We start from the raw sequence: 22,292 nt of genomic DNA on the forward strand, positions 1-22,292 counted from the left end.
AAAAAGCAGCTATCTCTAGCTGCTTTTTTTTATAAGTATCGTAAACTTACTTTTTGTCTTTGTCCTTTGCAGATTCATTAAGCTTCTGACTCATCTCCATAGAAATTGACGAACGATCAAAAGTTATTTTTCCTGCTCCGGTTTCAATTATCACCGAATTATTTTTTTCGCTGAAATCAACAATCTTACCATGCATCCCACTTTTGGTAATTACCCGATCTCCTTTTTTAAGCTCGGCGGCAAATGTTTTTTCTTGTTTCGCTTTCTTCATTTGCGGGCGTATCATAAAAAAATACACCACCACAAACATTAAAATAATTGGTGCAAACTGCGTTAATTGATCCATATATGCTTTTAGCTAGCGTTTTCGTCAGCTTCTACAAAAGCTTTGATTTTAATTTGTTCTTTTCCTGCTTCTGTATTTGCAGATACAGTAACTGTTTTAGTAACCTGTCCGTTACCAGCTCCGTTAAATTTAACTAGCATCTCTCCAGAATCTCCAGGAGCGATAGTTTCATTTTTAGGATATGTTGGAACAGTACAACCGCAAGAACTTGAAGCATTTGTGATCACTAGAGGAGCATCTCCTGTGTTAGTGAATTTAAATACATGCTCTACTGGAGTTCCTTTGGCGATATTTCCAAAATCAAATTCAGTTTCTTCAAAAGTGATCTCTGGATATACAGTTTCCTTTGCATCACGTTCAGCAGAAGCCTCAACATTTTCAGCTTTCACTTTATCAGAGGCATTATCTTTACATCCGGTGAACAGCATCGCCCCTACTGCCGCAAACATTAAAATTGTTTTTTTCATGGTGAAGTTATTTTGTTTAATTTCTAATTGATAAAAATAAGAAAAATTATGAACTACATAAGACCTCTGCCGGTTTTATTTAGCTTGTCTTCCGTTTGATATTCCTTGGATAATTTATCCAGAACACCATTTATAAAAATGCTACTTTTTGGAGTACTATATTCTTTCGCGATCTCCAGGTATTCATTAATAGTAACCTTTACGGGAATACTGCTGAACTTCAGAAATTCACAGATCGCCATCTTGATTAAAACCATATCTACTTCGGCAATCCTGTCTTTATCCCAGTTTGGAGTTTTTCCAAGCATTTCTTCGGAAAGATCTTCGTCATTTAAATACGTCTTTCTGAAAAGTTTTAAAGCGAATTCCTTATCCTCTTCATTCTTGAACAAACGAGCGATCTTTTTCTCTCTTCCGGTCGATTCTTTCAATTTCTGAAGGAATTTCAAGATAGCCGTATTAACTAAAGGCATATCATCTACCCAGGTAAGCTTTTTATCTTCAAGGTAATCATATAGCTTATCGTTTGGAGCGATGATCTCCTTGAAAATATGAATTATAAAATCCTTATCCTCTTTGAAGCTACCTTCACGAGTCTCCATATAATCAAGGTAAGCCTGACTATTTCTTATTTCTTCCCAGATAATAGCAACATACTCATCATCCTGTTTCCAGTGATTGATTTTATGTTTTTCCAGAGCCTCCTGAATGCTTTCGTTCTCGTTAAGGATCTGAAAAACCTGGTTTTCCACAAACTTTCTGTTCGGGTCTTTCTCTTCGCTGGTAGCTAAATGTTTTTGCTGGGATTTTTCTAAATAGGTTTCTGCATGTTCTCTTATCTCAGTGATCAGACTGATTTGGAGTAAGAAAAGGTCATACATTTCCTGCATACTTTTTAGCAGGAATTTTTCTTCAGTGTTAAGGTTATCATTCTGGCTTTGGTTAAAAGCGTATAGTGACTGCATTACTTTAACCCTGATATGTCTTCTTGTCAACATAATTGTAAAAGAACTTTTAGAAATTAGAAAGGGCGAAAGAGTTTCTCTTTCGCCCTGCAAAAATATCAATTAATTAGAACTGTCTAATTTAAATTCTGATTTTTTCTGTCTAAAATTCTCTGCTTCGCGATCTGCAACGCAGCAAAATGAGTTGTAATATCATCCTTAGCTGCTTTTTCGAGAATTCTTAGCGTGGTATTGTAGATATTTTCAGTTTTACGCATGATTTCCTGACGGTCGTAATTTTCAAGTTCTGCATAAACATTGATAATTCCACCTGCGTTGATCAAGAAATCAGGAGCGTAAACAATTCCTTTCTTCTGAAGGATCTCTCCGTGAGAAACTTCATCTGCTAACTGATTGTTAGCCGCACCTGCAATAATATCTACTTTTAACCTGTCTATAGTATCGTCATTGATAGTTGCTCCTAAAGCACAAGGCGCATAAATATCCATTTCAGCTCCATAAATATCTCTATCGGTAAAGATATGAGCACCATATTTCTTACTTACTTCCTGAAGACGCTCTTCATTAATGTCACTTATGAACACCTCTGCTCCATCACTGGTAAGATATTCAACTAAAGTTTCTCCAACATGACCAATTCCCTGAACAAGAACTTTCTTTCCTTCCAGGTTATCGTTCCCATATTTGAATTTCGCTGAAGCCTTCACACCCATAAATACACCATAAGCTGTAATTGGAGAAGGATTTCCTGATCCACCTTTAGATTCAGAAATTCCCGTAACATAAGGTGTAACCTCACGTACAGTATCCATATCTGAAGTTTCCATACCAACATCTTCTGCCGTGATATATTTACCACCTAAAGAATGTACAAATTCACCGAATCTTTTCATCAATTCTGGAGTCTTATCTTTCTTGGCATCACCAATGATCACCGCTTTTCCTCCACCAAGATTCAATCCTGTAATTGCACTCTTAAAAGTCATCCCACGAGACAAGCGTAAAACGTCGTTTACCGCTTCCCATTCGCTGGTATAATTCCACATTCTTGTACCTCCTAATGCAGGTCCTAAAACAGTGTTATGAATACCAATTATTGCCTTTAAACCTGTATCTTTGTCGTTGCAAAAAACGATTTGCTCGTGATCATCAAACGACACCTGTCCGAATACCGGCGCAGACTTTTTTAGTTCTTTTGCATTTAGAACGTCAACTTGCATAATTTGTTGATTTTTAAATTATTCAGATTTTGAATTTGATCAAAAATCCGCTGCAAAAATAATAATATTTTAAAAAGCAGTGATTTAAAACGTGTTAAATTACAGAATCCTCAATTAAAGCTAAATATCCTGAATGAAAAATCTTCAGCACCTCAATAAATACTTTTATAAATACAAGTGGAAATTACTTATCGGCCTGGTTATTACGATAGCTGCAAGGATTTTTGCCATTTATTATATTCCGCTTATCGGTAAAAGCACTGTTATTATTGAAAAATATATCAGTGGTAAAGTGACCGATGTCTCTGTAGTGAAAAGCGAACTGGCCTATAATATCGCCCTCATCGTTGGAACAACGTTGATCGCTGCTTTCTTTACTTTTCTAATGCGGCAGACATTTATCGTGGTCTCCAGACATATGGAATATGATCTTAAAAATGAAGTATATCAGCATTATCAGGATCTTTCCCTGAACTTTTATAAGAAGAACAGAACAGGAGACTTAATGAACAGGATTAGTGAGGATGTATCTAAGGTACGGTTATACCTTGGCCCGGCAATCATGTATAGTGTCACTACCTTTACTTCTACCATTGTGGTATTAATTTTCATGATCCAGGCGGCACCCGAACTTACTTTATATACCGTAATTCCATTACCTATACTGGCTTTTTCCATTTACAAATTAAGCGTAGCGATACACCAGAGAAGTACCGTGGTTCAGCAGTATTTATCTAAACTGAACACCTTTACCCAGGAAAGTTTTAGCGGTATTGCCGTGATAAAATCATATGGAATTGAACCGCAAACGAATGAGAATTTCACCGATCTTTCTAATGGTAGCCGAGATAAGAATATCGACCTGGTAAAGGTTCAGGCATTCTTTTTTCCTTTGATGGTTTTATTGATAGGGATTAGTAATATTATCGTGATCTATGTTGGTGGAAGGCAACTGATTTCAGGGCAGATCGCCAATATAGATGTACTTGTAGAATTCATTTTATACGTAAACATGCTTACCTGGCCCGTAGCCTCCATTGGTTGGGTAACCTCACTTGTTCAGCAGGCAGATGCTTCACAGGAACGTATCAATGAATTCCTAAGCGAAAAACCAGAGATCACCAATCCAAAGCCTGAAGCAGATACAATTAACGGAGAGATCGCATTTAAAAATGTGACCTTCACTTACGACGATACCAATATAACGGCACTAAAAGATGTTTCTTTTGGTGTTAAGAAAGGAGAAACTTTAGCGATTATAGGAAAAACCGGTTCCGGGAAATCTACGATTCTGGAACTTATTGGAAGACTATATGATATTGACCAGGGCGAAATCGCGATCGATGGTAGAAATATCGAAGAATTAAATCTTGAAAGTCTTCGTGAAAGCATTGGTTACGTTCCGCAAGATGCATTTCTATTTAGCGATAGCATTAGAAATAATATAAAATTCGGAAAAACTGAAGCTACAGAAGACGAGATCATCAAAGCAGCCAAGAATGCTTCTGTTCACAAAAACATCATTGGCTTCAGCAAAGGATATGATACTGTTTTGGGTGAGAGAGGAATTACACTTTCTGGAGGTCAGAAGCAACGAGTATCTATCGCGCGAGCGATCATTCACGAGCCTGAAATCCTTCTTTTTGATGACTGCCTTTCAGCTGTGGATACTGAAACCGAAGAAGAGATTCTTAATAATCTCTTCCAGATCTCGAAAAACAAAACTACCATTATTGTAAGCCATAGAATTTCTTCAGCTAAGAACGCTGATAAAATCATTATTCTCGAAGACGGAAAAATCGTTCAGGAAGGTACTCACCAGGAATTATTGAATACTGATGGTTACTATAAAGAACTGTACGCAAAACAGCTAAATGAAAAAGAAATGTGAAAATTTTTTGTTAGATGTTAAAAATTTTTAGATTTTTGGTCTCCACAATAACAAACCTATTAAAGAATCTATTTTATGAGCGACAAGGGAATGATGGAGAAAGAAGAAATATTCTCTAAAGTTTTAAGAGCGGGAAGAAGAACTTATTTTTTTGACGTGAGATCCACCCGGGCTAACGATTATTACCTAACCATCACAGAGAGCAAAAAGTTCACTAATGACGATGGCTCTTTCTATTACAAAAAGCATAAGATCTACCTTTACAAAGAAGATTTTGATGGTTTTAGAGAGATCCTTGAAGAGATGACCAATTATATCATCAACGAAAAAGGTGAAGAAGTGATAAGTGAGCGTCACCAAAAAGATTTCAAAAAAGAATATGAAGATGAAGACAGTGAAAATAGCACTGCAGCATCATCTACAGCAGAGAAGTTTACAGACGTAAGTTTCGACGATATCTAACAAAATTACTTTCAGTTATTTCAAACCGTCCCATTTCAGGACGGTTTTTTTTATCTTAGATTTTTTCAAAATCAAAGCAATGCGAATCTTAACAAGTATCCTTCTTTTTTTATCATTTATAAATCTTCACGCTCAGGATGAAGAGATCAACTTAGAATACTATCTGCCATCAGAGGTTTCTTATAATTCAGAGATCCCTACTCCGCAGGAAGTAATAGGTTTTATTCCTGGTGAATGGCATGTGAGTCATGATCGTCTTTTGATGTATATGCATAAACTGGCTGACTCGTCTCCCCGAATTCAATTGGAGAATAGAGGCTTTACTTATGAAGGCCGACCTTTGATCCTCCTTACCATTTCTTCAGAAGAGAATCTCGCTAATATTGAAAAAATCAGGGAAAGCCATGTTTCTTTGGTCGAAAGCAATTCAGCTTCTCTGAATACTGAAGAAATGCCGATAGTGATTAATCAGGGATTTTCAATCCATGGGAATGAAGCCAGCGGATCAAATTCAGCACTACTTTATGCCTATTACCTGGCTGCTGCTGAAGGAGCTGAAATTGAAAAAATGCTTGAAAATACGGTGATACTTCTTGATCCGGCATTCAACCCCGATGGTTTGCAAAGATTTGCCTATTGGGCGAATACTAATAAGAGTGAGAATATTAATCCAGATCCTCAGGACAGAGAATACAGCGAGATCTGGCCAGGTGGAAGAACTAACCATTACTGGTTTGATATGAACAGGGACTGGTTACCGGTTCAGCTTCCGGAATCACAGGCGAGAATTGCCACTTTTCACAAATGGTATCCGAATATTTTGACAGATCACCACGAAATGGGATCGAATTCAACCTTCTTTTTTCAGCCTGGAATTCCTTCAAGAACTCACCCTTTAACTCCTAAAATGAATCAGGATCTAACTCGTGAGATCGGGACTTACCATGCGGAGGCTTTTGATGAGATTGGATCACTTTATTATACCGAAGAGAACTATGATGATTTCTATTACGGAAAAGGCTCTACCTTCCCCGATATTAATGGTAGCGTAGGGATCCTTTTTGAACAGGGAAGTTCCAGAGGCCATGCTCAGGAAACTGAAAATGGAATCCTTACATTTCCTTTTACCATTCGTAACCAGTTTACGGCCGCTCTCTCCACTCTGGAAGCATCACAGCATATGAGAAAAGAATTACTGGATTACCAGCGAAATTTCTTTAAAGAATCTAGAGATTCTGCAGGTTCAGGCGCATATGCTTTTGGAAATTCCCAAGATCCGGTAAGCGCTTATAAATTAGCCGAGATCCTGAAAAGGCATAAAATTGAAGTCTATGAGCTGGATGATGATTTTAGTAAGGACGAAGAAAGCTTTGAAAAAGGCTCGGCCTACGTAGTTCCTAAAAACCAGCGTCAACACAGATTGCTAAAAGCTATGTTCGAGAAAAGAACAGAATTCAGAGATAGTCTGTTCTATGATATTTCTGCATGGACTTTTCCACTGGCATTCAATCTTGATTTTACCGAAAATGCGTCCATGAAAAATGCCGGAACCAAGATCGAGGAATTAAACATGCCGGTACCAGAAATGCCTGTAGAAAGTGATTATGCCTACTTGCTGAACTGGAAAAATTATATGGCTCCAAAAGCGTTAAATCAGATTCTTGAAAAAGGAATTCGTGCGAAAGTTGCTATGGAAGATTTCTGGAGGGAAGGGAGAAACTATGGCTACGGAACTATCATGATCCCCGTACAAAATCAGAAATTAAACAAGACCGAACTATTTGAATTTCTAAAGAAAACCTCCGAAGAAAGCGGTGTGAAGATCTCCGCGATCCAGACAGGAATGACCAAGGGCATCAATCTGGGAAGCAACCAGTTTAGAGCACTAAAACCTCAAAAAGTTGCAATCATTGTGGGAGGCTCTATAACTCCCTACGATGCCGGTGAGATCTGGCATTTATTCGATCAGCGTTATGATATGAAGATTACTAAGCTGGATGTAAAAGATCTCAATCGTTCAGATCTTAGTGAATATACAGACATTATTCTTCCATCGGCCTGGGGAGGTGGTCTGGATGATGACCTGGCTAAACGATTAACAGAATGGACAAGAAATGGCGGAACTATGATCGCTTACAGAAGTGCTGTAAACTGGATGAAGAAAAATGATTTTATAGATTTTAAAACTAAAGAGAACGAAATGAAAGCTGAAGATATCAGCTTTGGAGAGCGTGGTGATTTTAGAGGCGCACAGGTTATTGGAGGAGCGATTTTCGAAGCGAAGCTGGATAGAAGTCACCCAATTGCATTTGGTTATAAGGATGGTAAGATTGCCATGTTCAGAAACACCACGATCTTTATGGAAGCCGATGAACAGAGCTACAAAAATCCTATTCAATATACTGAGAAACCATTACTAAGTGGATACATAAGTAAACCAAACCTTGATTCTATTGCCAGTACGGTACCGTTTAAACATGAAAGCCTGGGCGGTGGTGAAGTGATGCTATTTACCGATAATACAAACTTCAGAGCCTTCTGGTATGGTACCAATAAACTTTTAATGAATGCTATTTTCTTCGGGGATGAGATGTAATTTTCAACCTATAGTTTAGGGAAATTTTAATAGTCTTGTTTCAAATTTGGATAACTTTGCATAAGACTAACGATCAACCAAAGTCCGGAAGTCTCCCTTCCGGACTTATTTGTTCTTAGAAAAAATTTTCCTGTACATGCTAAAAACTAATCGTAAGTGAAATTTTCAGGATTCAGAAGCTGGCTGCAAAATGAAAGGTTTCTAACTTATTTAAACCGATTTTCATTTTTATTAAGCCTGGCAACAATTCTGGTTGCTATCTACGATCTTGGATTCAGGCATAAACAATATGAAGAGGAGCAGTTAAGTCATTTTTATTTTGGAGCACTCATCATTGGTGTTATTGCCATTTTGCTTCGTTATTTTCTATTCAGGGTTCATTTTAGATTAAAAGTTAGAATATTTGATAGCGTTTTGGGAGCGCTCTTTGGCCTACTCATTTTTATTAAAATAGACGGAGTTCTTGAGAATTTTCCTGTAATGCAGTTCATGAATAAGATGGTGTATGTCTACCTGGCTGCACTCATCTATTTTATTCGGGAATTTTCAACGGTAGAATTCAGTTTTAATAATCAGTACCTCAACCCGGCACAACTGTTTATAAGTAGTTTTCTATTGATCATACTGGCAGGAACCGCTCTATTAATGCTTCCTAAAGCAACTTATGAAGGTATTAGCTTACTGGATGCATTATTTACCTCAACAAGTGCTGTTTGTGTCACGGGATTAATCGTGGTAGATACCGGCTCTTATTTTACTCTTTTCGGACAAACTGTTATTTTAATGTTGATGCAGATCGGCGGACTTGGTATCATGACATTTGCCAGTTATTTCAGTTATTTCTTCAGGGGACAAACCTCCTATCAAAATCAACTGATATTGAAAGATGCCACGAATTCTGAAAAGATCGGCGAGGTTTTCAGTGTTCTTAAAAAGATCCTTTTTATCACTTTTATTGTAGAATTTCTAGGTGGATTAGTCATTTATTTCAGTCTTAGTAAATCTGAAATCGGTCATATTGGTGACCGCCTTTTCTTTTCGATCTTTCACGCGGTAAGTGGTTTCTGTAACGCAGGTTTTTCTACTCTAGAAAACAGTTTATATGAACCAGATTTTAGGTTCAATTATCCATTACATCTTGCAATCGCTTTTCTATTTATCCTTGGAGGAATTGGTTTTCCTATAGTTTTGAATATTTATAAGTATTGTAAGTATGTTGTCAAGAATTTAATTCTGAAAGTATCCAGAAAAAAGCCACTTCCCTACTCTCCGTGGGTGATCAATCTGAACACAAGAATTGTTATAGTTACAACGCTTATCCTTTTAAGTACTGGAACTCTTAGTTTTTACTTTTTTGAATACAATAACACCCTTGCTGAACATAACTGGTTCGGGAAAATCGTAACGGCATTTTTTGGCGCGGCAACTCCAAGAACCGCTGGATTCAATAGCGTGGATATGGGTGCATTGAATTTTAGTACCATTATGATGATGTTCCTGCTAATGTGGGTTGGAGCTTCACCGGCATCTACCGGTGGTGGTATTAAAACAAGTACAATAGCCGTTGCCACCCTCAACTTTTTCAGTTTAGCCAGAGGAAAAGACAGGATAGAAGTTTACAGAAGAGAGATCTCCCAAGCATCAGTACGACGCGCTTTCGCAATTATATCATTATCCCTGATGGTCATAGGGTTTTCAATTTTCCTTATCGCAACTTTTGATCAGGATAAAACTCTTTTGAGCATCGCTTTTGAGTCCTTTTCAGCTTATAGTACCGTCGGACTTTCAACCGGGATCACGTCAGACTTATCTTCACCTTCAAAGCTAGTATTGGTATTTACCATGTTTATTGGAAGGGTAAGTATGCTCACTTTATTGATCGCCATGCTTAGAAGGGTGAAACATTTAAATTATCGTTATCCAACCGATGAAATTTTAATCAACTAAAAGAATTATTATGAAGTATATAGTAGTAGGACTTGGAACTTTTGGTGCTTCAATTGCCGAAAAGCTTGCTGAAATGGGTAATGAAGTTATTGGAGTTGATATAAGCATGAGTAAAGTTGAAGGGATCAAGGAAAAGATCACACACGCCATTAGTCTTGATGCTACAGATATGGAAGCTGTGAAAAATCTCCCGCTTGATGATACAGATATTGTCATTATCGGGATTGGGGAAGATAAAGGTGCCAATATCATGGCCGCTGCTTTGATGAAACAAATGCATGTAAAAAGGCTTATTAGCCGAGCGGTAGATCCATTACAGCGAATGGTATTGGAAACAATGGGAATAGATGAGATCATTCACCCGGAAAAAGAAACTGCCGACAGATGGGCGCAAAGGTTGAATCTTGAAGGAGTGGTTGACAGTTTTGAGTTAGACAGTAATTTCAGTATTGTTGAAACCAGGATCCCGAAAGAATATCATGAGAAAACAATCAAGGAACTGAGCATAAAGGAGGAATTCAATATTCTTGTGCTAACTACTATGAATGTTTCAAGATCAAGAAATGAACTTGGAGCTCAAACCGAGGAAGCTTCGGTACAGGGAATTGCCAGGGCAGATACGGTTCTATATAAAGATGAGATCATGGTGCTTTATGGCCACAATAAAGACATCAAGAATTTACTGGAAGAACACAGGAAATTCAAAGAAGGACTTTAACCTAAGCTATTCTGGAGCCATTAGGCATTTTTTGGTCTGGAGACAGAAGCACAACATCCTTGTTTTCACCCAGAACTCCAAGAACCAGGCATTCGCTTTTAAAGCCTGCGATCCTTTTTACCGGAAAATTCACTACAGCAATAACCTGTCTTCCTGGTAGTTCTTCCATGGTATATCGCCTGGTGATCTGTGCAGAAGAACGTTTTGATCCCAACTCTTCACCAAAATCTATGCTTAGTTTATAGGCTGGATCTCGAGCTTCCGGAAAATCTTCCACATTGGTAATTGTACCTACACGCATTTCTACCTTTTCAAAATCATTCCAGTTGATCTCTGCCATCTCTAAATTTTAAGAAGTACAAATTAGAGAATATTCAACATTAATAATTAATTTTAAGAAAAAAGATGTCACTTACTCCTTCTAATATGATAAGTCTTGGAACCAAAGCTCCAGATTTTAAACTGATGGATACAATTACTGATCATTTGGTCACCCTGGAAGAAATTAAAGGAGAACGTGGCACGCTTATCATGTTTCTTTGCAACCATTGTCCTTTTGTAAAACATGTGAATGAGGAGATTGTAAGAATCGCTAATGAATATAGGCAACTTGGTTTTGGATCTGCCGCCATCATGAGTAACGATACGAGCAAATATCCGCAAGACAGTCCAGAAAGGATGAAAGAGCATGCGGCAAAACATCAGTATTCATTTCCTTACCTATTTGATGGTACACAGGAAATTGCCAAAGCTTATGATGCAGCATGCACCCCAGATTTTTTCCTTTTCGATGATGAACTTAAACTTATTTATCGCGGACAGCTAGATGATAGCAGACCAGGTAATGGCATTCACCCCAATGGCCGTGACCTTCGTGAAGCTATGGATTCAGTTTTGAACAACCGCAAGGTGACTGAGGACCAGAAACCTAGTATTGGGTGTAATATAAAATGGAAAGAGTAATTTAACTACTTCTTTCATTTTGGGTGTTTAATTTTCTTTACTTTTATAAAACCTATAGATTTAATAGGTTACTAAATTATTTAAAAAATATTGATTATGAGTGATTTGAAATTAGGAGACAAAGCCCCGAACTTTGATGCCGAAACTTCGGAAGGAAAGATCAATTTCTATGATTACCTGGGAGAAAGCTGGGGAATTTTATTTTCTCACCCTGCAGATTATACACCGGTTTGTACTACCGAGTTAGGTACTGTAGCAAATTACAAGGCTGAATTTGAAAAGAGAGATGTGAAGGTGATGGCGTTAAGCGTTGATGGAGTGAAATCTCATGAAGGCTGGATAAAAGATATAAATGAAACTCAGAATACCACGGTAAACTTCCCGATCATTGCAGATGAAGACAGAAAAGTATCTGATCTATACGGAATGATCCACCCAAAAGCTGATGATACCTTGACGGTAAGATCGGTATTTGTGATCGCTCCAGATAAAAGCATAAAGATGACGCTTACTTATCCTGCGAGTACCGGTAGAAATTTTGATGAATTATTACGAGTAATAGATTCGCTTCAGTTAACAGCCTATAATAAAGTGGCAACTCCTGCCAACTGGAAGCATGGAGATGATGTGGTAATCAGTCCATCGGTAAGCAACGAGGAAGCAGATAAAATGTTTGCGAAAGGATATAAGGTGGTGAAGCCATATTTAAGGATGACTTCCCAACCAGATTTGAAAAAGTAATTACTATTTCATTTGAATTTGCTAAGGTTGGAAAATTATTTCCAGCCTTTTCTTTTTAGTAGATTATCTAGATGCGCAAAATGATGCCTGCTATGCCATGAGTAATTAGCCAGACTTTCCTTTAAGGTATATCTGTGTCCTGTTTCCGGATGAACAAAAGTTTTCTCAAAATCTGAAGCGCTCATATTCTCCAGCAGTATCACCCATTTTGCATGCAGTGCTGTAATAAAATCAATCGAAATTTCAACAGGAGCGAATTTTGAATCATATAGATCTGCAAATGATTTCTCATCATAAGCTTTTATTGTGGGCTCTTCTTCAGTTAAAGCCCATTTAAACCGAAGCAAAGCACTCATATGGCTATCTGCTATATGATGTATCAACTGTTTTAAGGTCCAGCCTTCTGGTCTGTAGGGAGTATCTAGTTGTTCCTTGGATAAGGGAGTTGCAGCCTTTTTCAAGTTATAGGGCAATTCACTAATATCAGTGATCCATCGTTGTATATCCTTTGAGGTGATCTCATTTGGCAGCTCCAATTTTCCTATTGGATACTTCAGTTCTTCAATATCGGCTGTTATCATATTTAAAAATAAAAAAACGCGCTGAGCATTCAGCGCGTTTTATATATACTTTAAGCAAATATTTTACCTTACAGCCATTAATTCTACGTCAAAAATAAGAACTGCGTTTGGCGGAATGACTCCTCCGGCACCTCTTTCTCCATAAGCGAGGTGAGAAGGAATTACCATTCTAGCCTTATCTCCTACTTCCAATAATTGGATGCCTTCATCCCAACCTGGAATCACGTGACCAACACCCACAGGGAATTCCAGTGGTTTATTTCTTTTATAAGATGAATCGAATACAGTACCATCAGCCAACTGACCTTTATAATGAACTGAAACCGTTTTACCTTTTTCAGCTTTAGCTCCATCACCTTTCTGAATCATCTGGTAACGAAGTCCGCTTTCTGTTTTTTCAAATCCGGTCGCAAGCTTTTCAACTTCAGCTTCAGCTTTCTTTTTTTCTTCTTCCTCTCTTTTGGCCTTTTCAGCATTAAAACTTTTAAATGCGGCCGCACCGTCGAAGTTTTCAGCAGCACTACCCTCGCGAATGATCTCAACTTTTTCAAGTTTATCACCCTGCTGGATCTTATCTACCACTTCCTGACCTTCTACTACATTTCCGAAAACTGTGTGTTTACCATCTAACCATGGAGTTTCCACATGAGTAATAAAGAACTGACTTCCGTTGGTTCCTGGTCCGGCGTTTGCCATAGATAATTTTCCTGGCGCATCGTGCTTTAATTCCGGGTGAATTTCATCATCAAACTGATAACCTGGCCCTCCGGCTCCTGTTCCCTGGGGATCTCCTCCCTGAACCATAAAATCAGGTATCACACGGTGAAATTTCAGTCCGTCGTAATAAGGTTCTCCCTGATCTTTAGGGTCATTTTCTATCTTCCCTTCTGCAAGACCTACAAAGTTTCCTACAGTTCCGGGAGTTTTTTCATATTCCAGCTCTACCAGGATCTCTCCTTTTGAAGTATGGAATTTTGCATATAATCCGTCGTTCATTTTATTGAATTTTGATAATGGGCAAAGATACCCAGTTTAATTTTTATAGACCTGCTCCCCATTCACAAAAGTTGAGATCACTTTTGTATCTGGAACGCTATCTATTTCCACTTCCATAATATCCCTGTCCAGGATCACGAAATCTGCAAATTTACCAACTTCGATACTTCCTTTTTCTTCTTCTTCAAAATTGGAATAAGCCGCCCAGATCGTCATTCCTTTCAAGGTTTCTTCACGAGTTAAAGCCTGATCTTTCATAAATCCATTTTCAGGAAAATTTTCAGTATCCTGTCTACCTACAGAAGCATAAAAGGTTAAAAATGGATTTACCTGCTCTACAGGGAAATCTGTCCCCAAAGCTACGATCCCAGCCTGATCTAATAGTTTTTTATAGGCATAAGCGCCTTTGATTCGATTTTCCCCTAACCTATCTTCAGCCCAATACATATCGCTGGTCGCGTGTGTAGGCTGAACAGATGGAATGATATTTTTACTGAAATGCTTAAAATCTGCTGAATCTATAACCTGTGAGTGTTCAACTCTCCATCTCCTTTTTTCACCCTCACCGAGTAAAGAATCGTAAGTTTTAAGAACCAGATAGTTTGCCGAATCTCCAATGGCATGCGTATTCATCTGATATTCAGATTTAGCAATCCGTGCTGCTGTTTCCCTGAATTCTGAAACCGGCGAAAGCAAGGCTCCAAAATGATCTGGCCTGTCTGAATATTCTTCTTTCAATGCCGCACCGCGCGAGCCCAAAGCTCCATCGCCATAGAACTTTACAGATCTTACATTTAAGCGATCGGTTTTAAAAGGCTTTTTATCCAGATAAAAATCCAGGTCTTCTTTAGTATTACTGATCATTGCATAAAGCCTGATCTTCAATTTATCGGAATTATTTAAACTATCTATCAGCTCGATCACCTGCCTGTCTATTCCTGCATCATCCACCGTGGTTAATCCGTAGCTGAAACAGATCTCCTGAGCGGCTAACAACGCCTTTGCCTGTGTTCTAAGGTCTACATCATCGGTGATCTTTTCAATAAGCATCATCGGATTATCTACCAGGATACCGGTAAGCTTACCATCTTTTTGTTCTATATCCCCACCTTCAAATTTAGTTTCTGTGGTAATATTGGCCTTATCAAGTGCCGCTTGGTTTACCAGCATGGCATGACCATCAATTCTCGTAAGTGCCACAGGGGTATCAGGAAAAAGATCGTCCAGGGTATCTTTTACCGGAAAATCCTTTATTTCCCAGTCATTCTGATCCCAGCCACGACCGGTAATGAACTCTACCGTGTTCTTTTGCTGAAATTCCACAATTCTGGTCACTACTTCTTCGAAGCTTTTGGTTCCGGTAAGGTCTACACGCTGCTGCTGCATTCCCAATCCGTAAAAATGGGCATGGGCGTCAATAAGCCCAGGATAAACCGGTTTTCCATCTGCGTCGATCTCTTCAGCAAACTCATATTTATCCTTTAATACTTCTGAAGAAGCAATTTCCAGGAATTTACCATCCTTTACAGCGAAAGCTTCGGCTTTTCCGAACTGCTCGTCTACCGTGTAAATATTGGCATTAAAAACAAGAAGATCGGCCTGTTCTTTTTTGGAGCCACAGGAAGCAATTAAAGTACTGAGTATTAAAAACGTAAAAATTCTATTCATAGATCGGATTTTAAAAACTTCAAATTCCGATTTTTCTACGGATTAGAAAAATTGTTTTTGTCTAAGCTTAGAATTTTCAATAGATCCATCTACACAGTAAAGGCTATTTAATTCAGTTATATTTTTTTATGTTACTGATAATCAATTTTTTGTACATTTAAGAAATCATTAACTAAAGCTGCTAAATCAAACATATTTCCCTACGAAATGTCAAGTCGACCAACAGAAAGCATGTTTGTAGATTATAAATGAAGATGGAAAATCGACCTCAATGATTTATGGTAATTGAAATAGGCTAACAACTATTAACCATAATAGAGAATATGAATCTAAAAACCTCTCTACTAATTGCCTTAGGCCTCAGCCTTGCTGCAATTGTCGCCTGGGAAATCTACTGGCGAAACCAAGGTTACTTTCCAAACCTTGATAGTGATAATGAACTCTGGGCATTACAGCGAGCTAAAATCCCTGATAGATCTGAAGAGGATGTGGTTCTGGTTGGTTCTTCCAGGATCTTTTTTGATATACAATTACAAACCTGGAAAGACATTACAGGTAGAATGCCGGTTCAATTGGCTATAGAGGGAACTTCACCATTATACACCTTTGACGATATTGCCAGAAATTCTGAATTTGGCGGAACCGTTATCGTAGGGGTCACTCCCGGATTATTCTTTTCCACAGTTTTTCCTGAAGCAGGACCACATGAAGAAGCTCTAGGAGCCATCAAGCATTTTAAAGAGCGTACTTACGCACAAAGACTAAACCATCTAATCTCGTTACCGATCCAGAACAATGTTGCTTTTGCAAATTCTTACCGTGGAACTGGTGGAAGCAAATTGCAAACGATTCTCAATGATTTGAAAAAAGGCGGAACCCGTATTCCAGATCCAATGCCTCCATTTCCCAATTTCGGTCAGGTAGATCATAACCGTAATTTAAGGATGAGAGATATCTACGCTAACGATACCAGCGAAGCGAGAAAAATCAAGGATGTTTGGAAATTTTTTGCAACAAGCGCACCAAGGGACAGAAAGCCTCAAATTAAAGAAACTACGCAGCATTTTATTGAGAACGCAAAGCTAATCATTGAAAGAGGTGGCAAAGTGATTCTCCTTCGAGCTCCGTCTACAGGATGGTTATATGCAGCTGAAGAAAAGTTTCTCCCTCGAAATGATGGTTGGGATTATCTGGTAAAAGCCTCAGGATTGCCGGCTTACCATTTTAAAGATTATCCACAACTGGACCAGTTTGAGTGTCCGGAGTGGTCACATCTTTCCGGTCCGCAGGGAGAGGTTTTCACTAGAGAGTTTGTAGAAATCCTTATTGCCGATGGTCATATAAAATCATTAAGCCAAAGTAACAACTAACCAAAAAACTTTATATGTTATTCAACTCCTTAGGTTTTATCGTATTCCTGGTTATTGTCCTAGCCCTTTATTATTCAAAAATTCTAGGCTGGAACGGCAAAAAAATTATGCTGTTACTGGCAAGTTATATTTTCTACGGATTATGGAATCCGCCACTGGTGATCCTACTCTGGATTTCTACGATGGTAGATTGGACTGCAGGAAATAAGCTCGCTGTTTTAGAAGATGAACGAAAAAGAAAATTCTGGCTCATCCTCAGCATGCTGGTAAACCTAGGCTTCCTTGCTTTTTTTAAATACGGGAATTTCCTGCTGGAAAATTTTGTGATCCTTACTGGTTTCGTTGGAATGAATTATAAGCCTGAACCTATGGACATCATTCTACCCATGGGAATATCTTTCTACACATTTCAAACTATGTCTTATACCATAGACATGTATTATAAAAAGATAAAACCGGCAAGGACCTTCCTGGATTTCGCGTTATACGTTACTTTTTTTCCGCAGCTTGTTGCCGGACCAATTGTAAGAGCCAGTGAATTGATCTCCCAGTTCTATGAACCAAAGAAAGCTACAGTAAACCAGTTTTTATGGGGATGTTTTTTACTAACCGTTGGGCTATTTCAAAAGGTGGTGATGGCAGATACCCTGCTTTCAGAAACATCTGATAAGGTTTTCGGAGCTGAAAAACTCTTAAACTCTCTGGATGCCTGGACGGGCACACTGGCATTTTCGGGACAAATATTCTTTGATTTTGCCGGCTATTCTACCTGCGCTATCGGGATTGCATTAATGTTGGGAATTATATTACCAGACAACTTTCGGTATCCTTTTGCCGCCATAGGATTTTCAGATCTGTGGAGACGCTGGCATATTTCTCTTTCTACCTGGTTACGGGATTATTTATATATCCCTTTAGGAGGAAACAGGCACGGAATCATCAGGTTGTACGTTGCTTTAATACTAACGATGCTTCTTGGCGGTTTATGGCATGGTGCTGCCTGGACCTTTGTAGTATGGGGTGCTTTACATGGTTTCTTTTTAGTGACAGAAAGAATGCTAAAAGGTAGGTTTCTAATTAAACCAAATGAATTTACAGGAATTCTGCTGGCACTTCTCACCTATTTCTGTGTGAATATCACATGGGTGTTTTTCAGAGCAAAAGACTTTCTCACTGCAAAAAATATGATCATTTCTATGTTTTTGATAGAGAGGGATGGGGAAAAGGTTTTACAGTACTTCGATATTTACAAGGTTCTCATAGTTATTTCACTACTATTTATCTCCCACTGGTTTATGCGAAATACCAGCATGAAGGAAGTAGCAGGAATAACGCCCCCATGGATTCTTGGATTATTTTGGGCCGCCATGATTTTTCTAATCGTCATCGCTCAGGGTAGCGGGGACCAATTCATTTATTTCCAATTCTAATGATAAAATTCTTCAGAAATATCCGCCGTCGCCTGATTCAGGAAAATCGCTTTACGAGGTATCTGATTTATGCCATTGGGGAAATCGTCCTGGTAGTTATTGGGATTTTGATTGCTCTGCAGATCAATAACTGGAATGAAGAGCGAAAAATGAAAAAGTTGGAAGTCAGCTACTATAAGAACCTTCGCAAAGATCTTAAGCTGGACAGCATCGAATACCAATCAAAAACCTACAATGCCAGGCGAAACATTAAGAAACTGAAAAATGTCCTGAACTTTATTGAGAATGACTTTCAAATTGAAGGAACCCAGTTGAGCGATGTGCAATGGGGACGGACTAATGTTTTTAAGGATACCATGGCATTATGGATCTCCATATCACAAGCTGGTTTTATCCAATTTCCTGATATTTTTGAGAATACCATAACCGATCTAAGGTCAACTGGCAACATAAAACTACTTCAGAACGACTCTTTAAAAGATGCGCTTGTAGAATATTATAACGACCAGAAAAGATTTTCTACCTGGAACGAATCATACCTTCCTAATAGAACGCAAACCGATCTGGTAGTCAATAGAATTTTACCAAAAGATGCTAGATCGGCTTACAACATTTATTTAGATGACGAATTAATGTTTGAAAACTTAAAGATCAATGGGCGTTATAAAGACTTCATCACTAAAATAGAGAAAGAAGAGGATTTTGAAGGTTTATTAAACGGCATGTATCATATTCAGCATAGAATAATTAATCAATGTGATTATAGACAGATTAAAGTGAACAATCTACTTGCTACTGTAAGAAAGGAGATAACATATCTAAAATACGAATGATCAAATTTTTTAGAAATATCCGCCGGCGCCTGCTCCGTGAAAACCGGTTTACGAGATACCTTATATATGCCATCGGAGAAATTATACTTGTGGTCATCGGAATTTTGATCGCCTTGCAGGTAAATAATTGGAATGAAAGTAGAAAAACAGCCAAGGCAGAGCAAGGATACTTAAAATCCTTAAAATCTGATTTTTATATAGATATCAAAGCCCAGGATTCTATTATCGACATTCTGAATGTAAAAATTGCGAACCTGGACAGTTTGACAACAGAGGTTAAAAAATTCGGAGAAAACATCAATTACAATAAGGCACTGGCCCATTATTCTTATGCCTTCGGTTTTCCTGAATTCGTTTCGAACGATCATACCCTTGAAACACTTAAAAGTAACGGTAATGTTGAAGCTGTCTCAGATGAAAATCTTCGTGTTGATTTACTGGATTATTACGATGATGTAGAGGTCTATTACAGGGAGCAAACCGCTGCAACTGAAATTATGCTTGATATATTAATAAATTCTCACCTATTTGACTTGATGGGGCTTCGGGAGGAAAAATACTTAAATCAGGAGTGGTTCTCAAATCTAACTAAAAAAGGGGTGAATGAGTTTACAAATAAGGCTTTTGCATACACCATGATTATATATAGCTTAAGAGATAGATTGCAAAATATGAGAAAAAAAGCTATGCAAATAGATAAGAATATCTCTATATCTCAAAAAGAAAATTGAATAACAGTTAATGATCAAATTGTTCAGAAATATCCGCCGGCGTCTGCTACGGGAAAATCGTTTCACGCGCTACCTGATTTATGCAATTGGTGAAATCGTCCTGGTAGTTATTGGGATTTTGATTGCCTTACAGATCAATAACTGGAATGAAAATAGAAAACAGAATTTTAAGGCAGCTCAATTAAATCAACAGTTATATGAAGAGCTTGAGAGAACTCAGAATATCTATATTCAAATTAATCAAAACCTAAATAACTATGTAGAGTTTCTGGAATATATAATCGACCATTGGAATTCACTAGATTATGATGATCTTAATAATCAATTGGAAACATACGGCTATAGCGATCAACCTCTTAGTCTTCTAACATATATTACATGGTATTCCCAATTTAATGACATAAGTAATGAAATCTATAATAAATCTGTGAATGAAGGTTCAATATCTTTGATTGATCCAGCTTTTGTAGTGAAACTTTCAGATGTTTATGTGGGCAAAAAATTTAGGCTCAATCAGTTTATTGAACAGGAATACGAGTTAGCTCAAAATATTACAAAACGTATTAGTGAAAAGCATGGCGAACTATTTAAAGAGGGAGATAGATTAGATTCTAAAGACTGGGATAGAAAAACCTATTTGAGCTTTCTGAAAAATATACAAAATGATGGAAGTTTGCGATTTCTCCTGGATAGCAAACTACAACTCAATCAGGCACGTGCTCTTTTAGTATCCTGGCAGATAAATAATATCCAAAATACTTTAGACCAGTTTCCGCCAACATATGATTAAGAACTTTGAAAAATTAGCTAGCGGATTTTCCGGAAAAACGCTTTACGAGATATCTAAAAAAACCTAATGGATAAAGGATTCCGGTTTTTATCGTAAATTAATACCTCCACAAGATTTCTCAAAATCATCAATCCGTTTAAAATGAAAAAACTTTTATTCCTGTTTTTTATCACCTTGATCTCCTGCAATAAAGAACCTGAAAACGTAGACTTATTAATTATAAATGCTACTGTACTTGATATTGAACAGAACAAAAGGTGGGTAAACAGGTTTGTTGCAATTCGTAATGATACCATTGTAGCGGTAAAAACAATGCGCAACAGCGATGATTTTACGGCAATCGAAACATATGATGCTAAAGGCGGTTTTGTAATGCCTGGTCTTTGGGATAACCATGTCCACTTTAGGGGCGGAGACACTCTCGCTTCCGAAAATAAGAATTTGCTACCACTTTTTCTGAAATATGGAGTGACCAGCGTGCGTGATGCTGGCGGGGATATCAGCAAATCGGTTTTTGAATGGAAAGAACAGATCAGTAAGGGAGAGCTCCAAGGCCCGCGCATATTTTCCTCCGGTCCAAAACTCGATGGTGAAAATCCTGCATGGCCCGGTTCAATTTCCGTTACTAATGAAGCTGATGTGCAAATGGCACTGGACTCACTTCAGAAAATGAGTGCAGATTATGTCAAAATTTATGACGGAAGCATTACCAAAGAGATGTACTACGAAATAATCAGGGAAGCTGAGAAAAGAAAACTGAAAGTGACCGGCCATATGCCAATGTCTGCAGATGTGACTGACGCCGTAAAATATGGACTTGACGGCACGGAGCATTTGTATTATGTCATGAAAGCTGCTTCAGCTAAAAAAGATAGTATTGAAAAAGCCGAATCTGGCTATGCCATGATCGTTCCGCTTGCAAAAACATATAATGATTCCGTTGCAGAAATTGTCTTTGATGAACTTGCCGATGCAGAATTTTATGTTACGCCAACACTATATATCGGCCAGGTTTTAAAAGACCTTGCAGATGAAGACCACAGTGGCGATGAATTATTGAAAATCATCGGTCCCGGAATACAGGAAACCTACCAGGGCAGAATCATGTCTGCCAAACGTGCAAAAGAATCAGGTTCCAGCATGCGGGATTATACCGAGGATGTTTTCAAAAAAATGATCAGGCCTATGTACGATTCTGGAATCAGCATCATGGCGGGTTCAGATTGCGGTCCATATAATTCATTTGTCTATCCCGGAGAATCTATACACCAGGAACTAAAAGCAATGGTAGATGCCGGTTTGAATACGCAGGAAGCCTTACTTACGTCTATAAAGAATGGCCCTAGATTCTTTGACCAGGAAAAATATTATGTAAGTGTTAGGAAAGGCAGAATAGGAGATCTGATCATACTTTCAGAAAACCCGTTGGAAAATATTGAAAATCTTGAATCTATTGATGCTGTAGTAAAAGGAAGTAAAATTTTAAAACCTGCAGAATTAGCAAAATAAATGTCTTGAAGTTTTCAAAATAAAACATAAAAAAAGCCCTCTTAAAAGAGAGCTTATATTTTTAGTAT

General features: G+C 38.0%; 21 protein-coding genes. 13 read left to right on the forward strand and 8 right to left on the reverse strand.

The window, feature by feature from the left end:
- Positions 1-46: 46 nt before the first annotated feature.
- The 4 genes from yajC to RE431_RS09985 all read right to left on the reverse strand — a co-directional run bounded on the left by yajC (position 47) and on the right by RE431_RS09985 (position 2,998).
- Complete coding sequence (yajC, locus tag RE431_RS09970; RefSeq protein ID WP_309561830.1) at positions 47-346, reverse strand: preprotein translocase subunit YajC; 300 nt, start codon at positions 344-346, stop codon at positions 47-49.
- An 8-nt stretch (positions 347-354) separates the two neighbouring features.
- Positions 355-813 carry a DUF1573 domain-containing protein gene (locus RE431_RS09975; protein ID WP_309561831.1) on the reverse strand — a complete coding sequence of 153 codons (459 nt, stop codon included), beginning with the start codon at positions 811-813 and terminating at the stop codon, positions 355-357.
- A gap of 53 nt (positions 814-866) precedes the next feature.
- A complete protein-coding gene (gene nusB / locus RE431_RS09980) occupies positions 867-1,811 on the reverse strand; it encodes a transcription antitermination factor NusB (protein ID WP_309561832.1) in 945 nt (314 codons plus the stop codon).
- Positions 1,812-1,894: 83 nt separating this feature from the next.
- The gene (locus tag RE431_RS09985) at positions 1,895-2,998 is read right to left on the reverse strand and encodes a Glu/Leu/Phe/Val family dehydrogenase (RefSeq protein ID WP_309561833.1); all 1,104 of its coding nucleotides are present in this window, start codon (positions 2,996-2,998) and stop codon (positions 1,895-1,897) included.
- A 133-nt stretch (positions 2,999-3,131) separates the two neighbouring features.
- Here RE431_RS09985 and RE431_RS09990 point away from each other — a divergent pair, with 133 nt between their 5' ends.
- The 5 genes from RE431_RS09990 to RE431_RS10010 all read left to right on the forward strand — a co-directional run bounded on the left by RE431_RS09990 (position 3,132) and on the right by RE431_RS10010 (position 10,612).
- The gene (locus tag RE431_RS09990) at positions 3,132-4,889 is read left to right on the forward strand and encodes an ABC transporter ATP-binding protein (RefSeq protein ID WP_309561834.1); all 1,758 of its coding nucleotides are present in this window, start codon (positions 3,132-3,134) and stop codon (positions 4,887-4,889) included.
- A 75-nt stretch (positions 4,890-4,964) separates the two neighbouring features.
- Positions 4,965-5,351 carry a PUR family DNA/RNA-binding protein gene (locus tag RE431_RS09995; protein WP_309561835.1) on the forward strand — a complete coding sequence of 129 codons (387 nt, stop codon included), beginning with the start codon at positions 4,965-4,967 and terminating at the stop codon, positions 5,349-5,351.
- A 79-nt stretch (positions 5,352-5,430) separates the two neighbouring features.
- Positions 5,431-7,947 carry a M14 family metallopeptidase gene (locus RE431_RS10000; protein WP_309561836.1) on the forward strand — a complete coding sequence of 839 codons (2,517 nt, stop codon included), beginning with the start codon at positions 5,431-5,433 and terminating at the stop codon, positions 7,945-7,947.
- Between the two features lie 156 nt (positions 7,948-8,103).
- Positions 8,104-9,894: a TrkH family potassium uptake protein gene (locus tag RE431_RS10005; protein ID WP_309561837.1), complete on the forward strand. Its 1,791-nt coding sequence runs from the start codon at positions 8,104-8,106 to the stop codon at positions 9,892-9,894.
- 10 nt (positions 9,895-9,904) lie between these two features.
- Entirely contained in the window at positions 9,905-10,612 is a 708-nt protein-coding gene (locus RE431_RS10010) for a potassium channel family protein (protein ID WP_309561838.1), read from the forward strand.
- 1 nt (position 10,613) lies between these two features.
- On the opposite strand, the gene RE431_RS10015 is transcribed toward RE431_RS10010, so the two are convergent.
- Positions 10,614-10,952: a tRNA-binding protein gene (locus RE431_RS10015; RefSeq protein ID WP_309561839.1), complete on the reverse strand. Its 339-nt coding sequence runs from the start codon at positions 10,950-10,952 to the stop codon at positions 10,614-10,616.
- A 65-nt stretch (positions 10,953-11,017) separates the two neighbouring features.
- Here RE431_RS10015 and RE431_RS10020 point away from each other — a divergent pair, with 65 nt between their 5' ends.
- Together RE431_RS10020 and RE431_RS10025 are read left to right on the forward strand one after the other, a co-directional pair.
- Positions 11,018-11,575, forward strand: a complete 558-nt coding sequence (locus tag RE431_RS10020; protein WP_309561840.1) for a thioredoxin family protein — start codon at positions 11,018-11,020, stop codon at positions 11,573-11,575.
- Between the two features lie 96 nt (positions 11,576-11,671).
- The gene (locus tag RE431_RS10025; protein ID WP_309561841.1) at positions 11,672-12,316 is read left to right on the forward strand and encodes a peroxiredoxin; all 645 of its coding nucleotides are present in this window, start codon (positions 11,672-11,674) and stop codon (positions 12,314-12,316) included.
- Between the two features lie 35 nt (positions 12,317-12,351).
- Here RE431_RS10025 and RE431_RS10030 read toward each other — a convergent pair whose 3' ends face one another.
- The 3 genes from RE431_RS10030 to RE431_RS10040 form a co-directional block, all read right to left on the reverse strand.
- Positions 12,352-12,897, reverse strand: a complete 546-nt coding sequence (locus tag RE431_RS10030; RefSeq protein ID WP_309561842.1) for a YfiT family bacillithiol transferase — start codon at positions 12,895-12,897, stop codon at positions 12,352-12,354.
- Positions 12,898-12,960: 63 nt separating this feature from the next.
- A complete protein-coding gene (locus RE431_RS10035) occupies positions 12,961-13,893 on the reverse strand; it encodes a peptidylprolyl isomerase (protein ID WP_309561843.1) in 933 nt (310 codons plus the stop codon).
- A gap of 36 nt (positions 13,894-13,929) precedes the next feature.
- Positions 13,930-15,561: an amidohydrolase gene (locus tag RE431_RS10040; protein ID WP_309561844.1), complete on the reverse strand. Its 1,632-nt coding sequence runs from the start codon at positions 15,559-15,561 to the stop codon at positions 13,930-13,932.
- 323 nt (positions 15,562-15,884) lie between these two features.
- Between RE431_RS10040 and RE431_RS10045 the strand changes: the two genes are divergently transcribed.
- From RE431_RS10045 to RE431_RS10070, 6 genes are all read left to right on the forward strand, one after another.
- Positions 15,885-16,931, forward strand: coding sequence for a hypothetical protein (locus RE431_RS10045; protein ID WP_309561845.1), 1,047 nt, complete (start codon positions 15,885-15,887; stop codon positions 16,929-16,931).
- 14 nt (positions 16,932-16,945) lie between these two features.
- The gene (locus RE431_RS10050) at positions 16,946-18,361 is read left to right on the forward strand and encodes an MBOAT family O-acyltransferase (RefSeq protein ID WP_309561846.1); all 1,416 of its coding nucleotides are present in this window, start codon (positions 16,946-16,948) and stop codon (positions 18,359-18,361) included.
- A complete protein-coding gene (locus RE431_RS10055; protein WP_309561847.1) occupies positions 18,361-19,194 on the forward strand; it encodes a DUF6090 family protein in 834 nt (277 codons plus the stop codon). Before RE431_RS10050 ends, RE431_RS10055 begins: the two co-directional genes overlap by 1 nt.
- Entirely contained in the window at positions 19,191-19,925 is a 735-nt protein-coding gene (locus RE431_RS10060; RefSeq protein WP_309561848.1) for a DUF6090 family protein, read from the forward strand. Before RE431_RS10055 ends, RE431_RS10060 begins: the two co-directional genes overlap by 4 nt.
- Positions 19,926-19,935: 10 nt before the next feature.
- Positions 19,936-20,715 (forward strand): DUF6090 family protein, encoded by a 780-nt coding sequence (locus RE431_RS10065; protein WP_309561849.1) that lies wholly within the window; start codon positions 19,936-19,938, stop codon positions 20,713-20,715.
- Positions 20,716-20,856: 141 nt separating this feature from the next.
- Complete coding sequence (locus RE431_RS10070; protein ID WP_309561850.1) at positions 20,857-22,224, forward strand: amidohydrolase family protein; 1,368 nt, start codon at positions 20,857-20,859, stop codon at positions 22,222-22,224.
- Positions 22,225-22,292 lie beyond the last annotated feature (68 nt).

The sequence above is a fragment of the Christiangramia sediminicola genome, assembly GCF_031344135.1.
Classification (GTDB): Bacteria; Bacteroidota; Bacteroidia; order Flavobacteriales; family Flavobacteriaceae; genus Christiangramia; species Christiangramia sediminicola.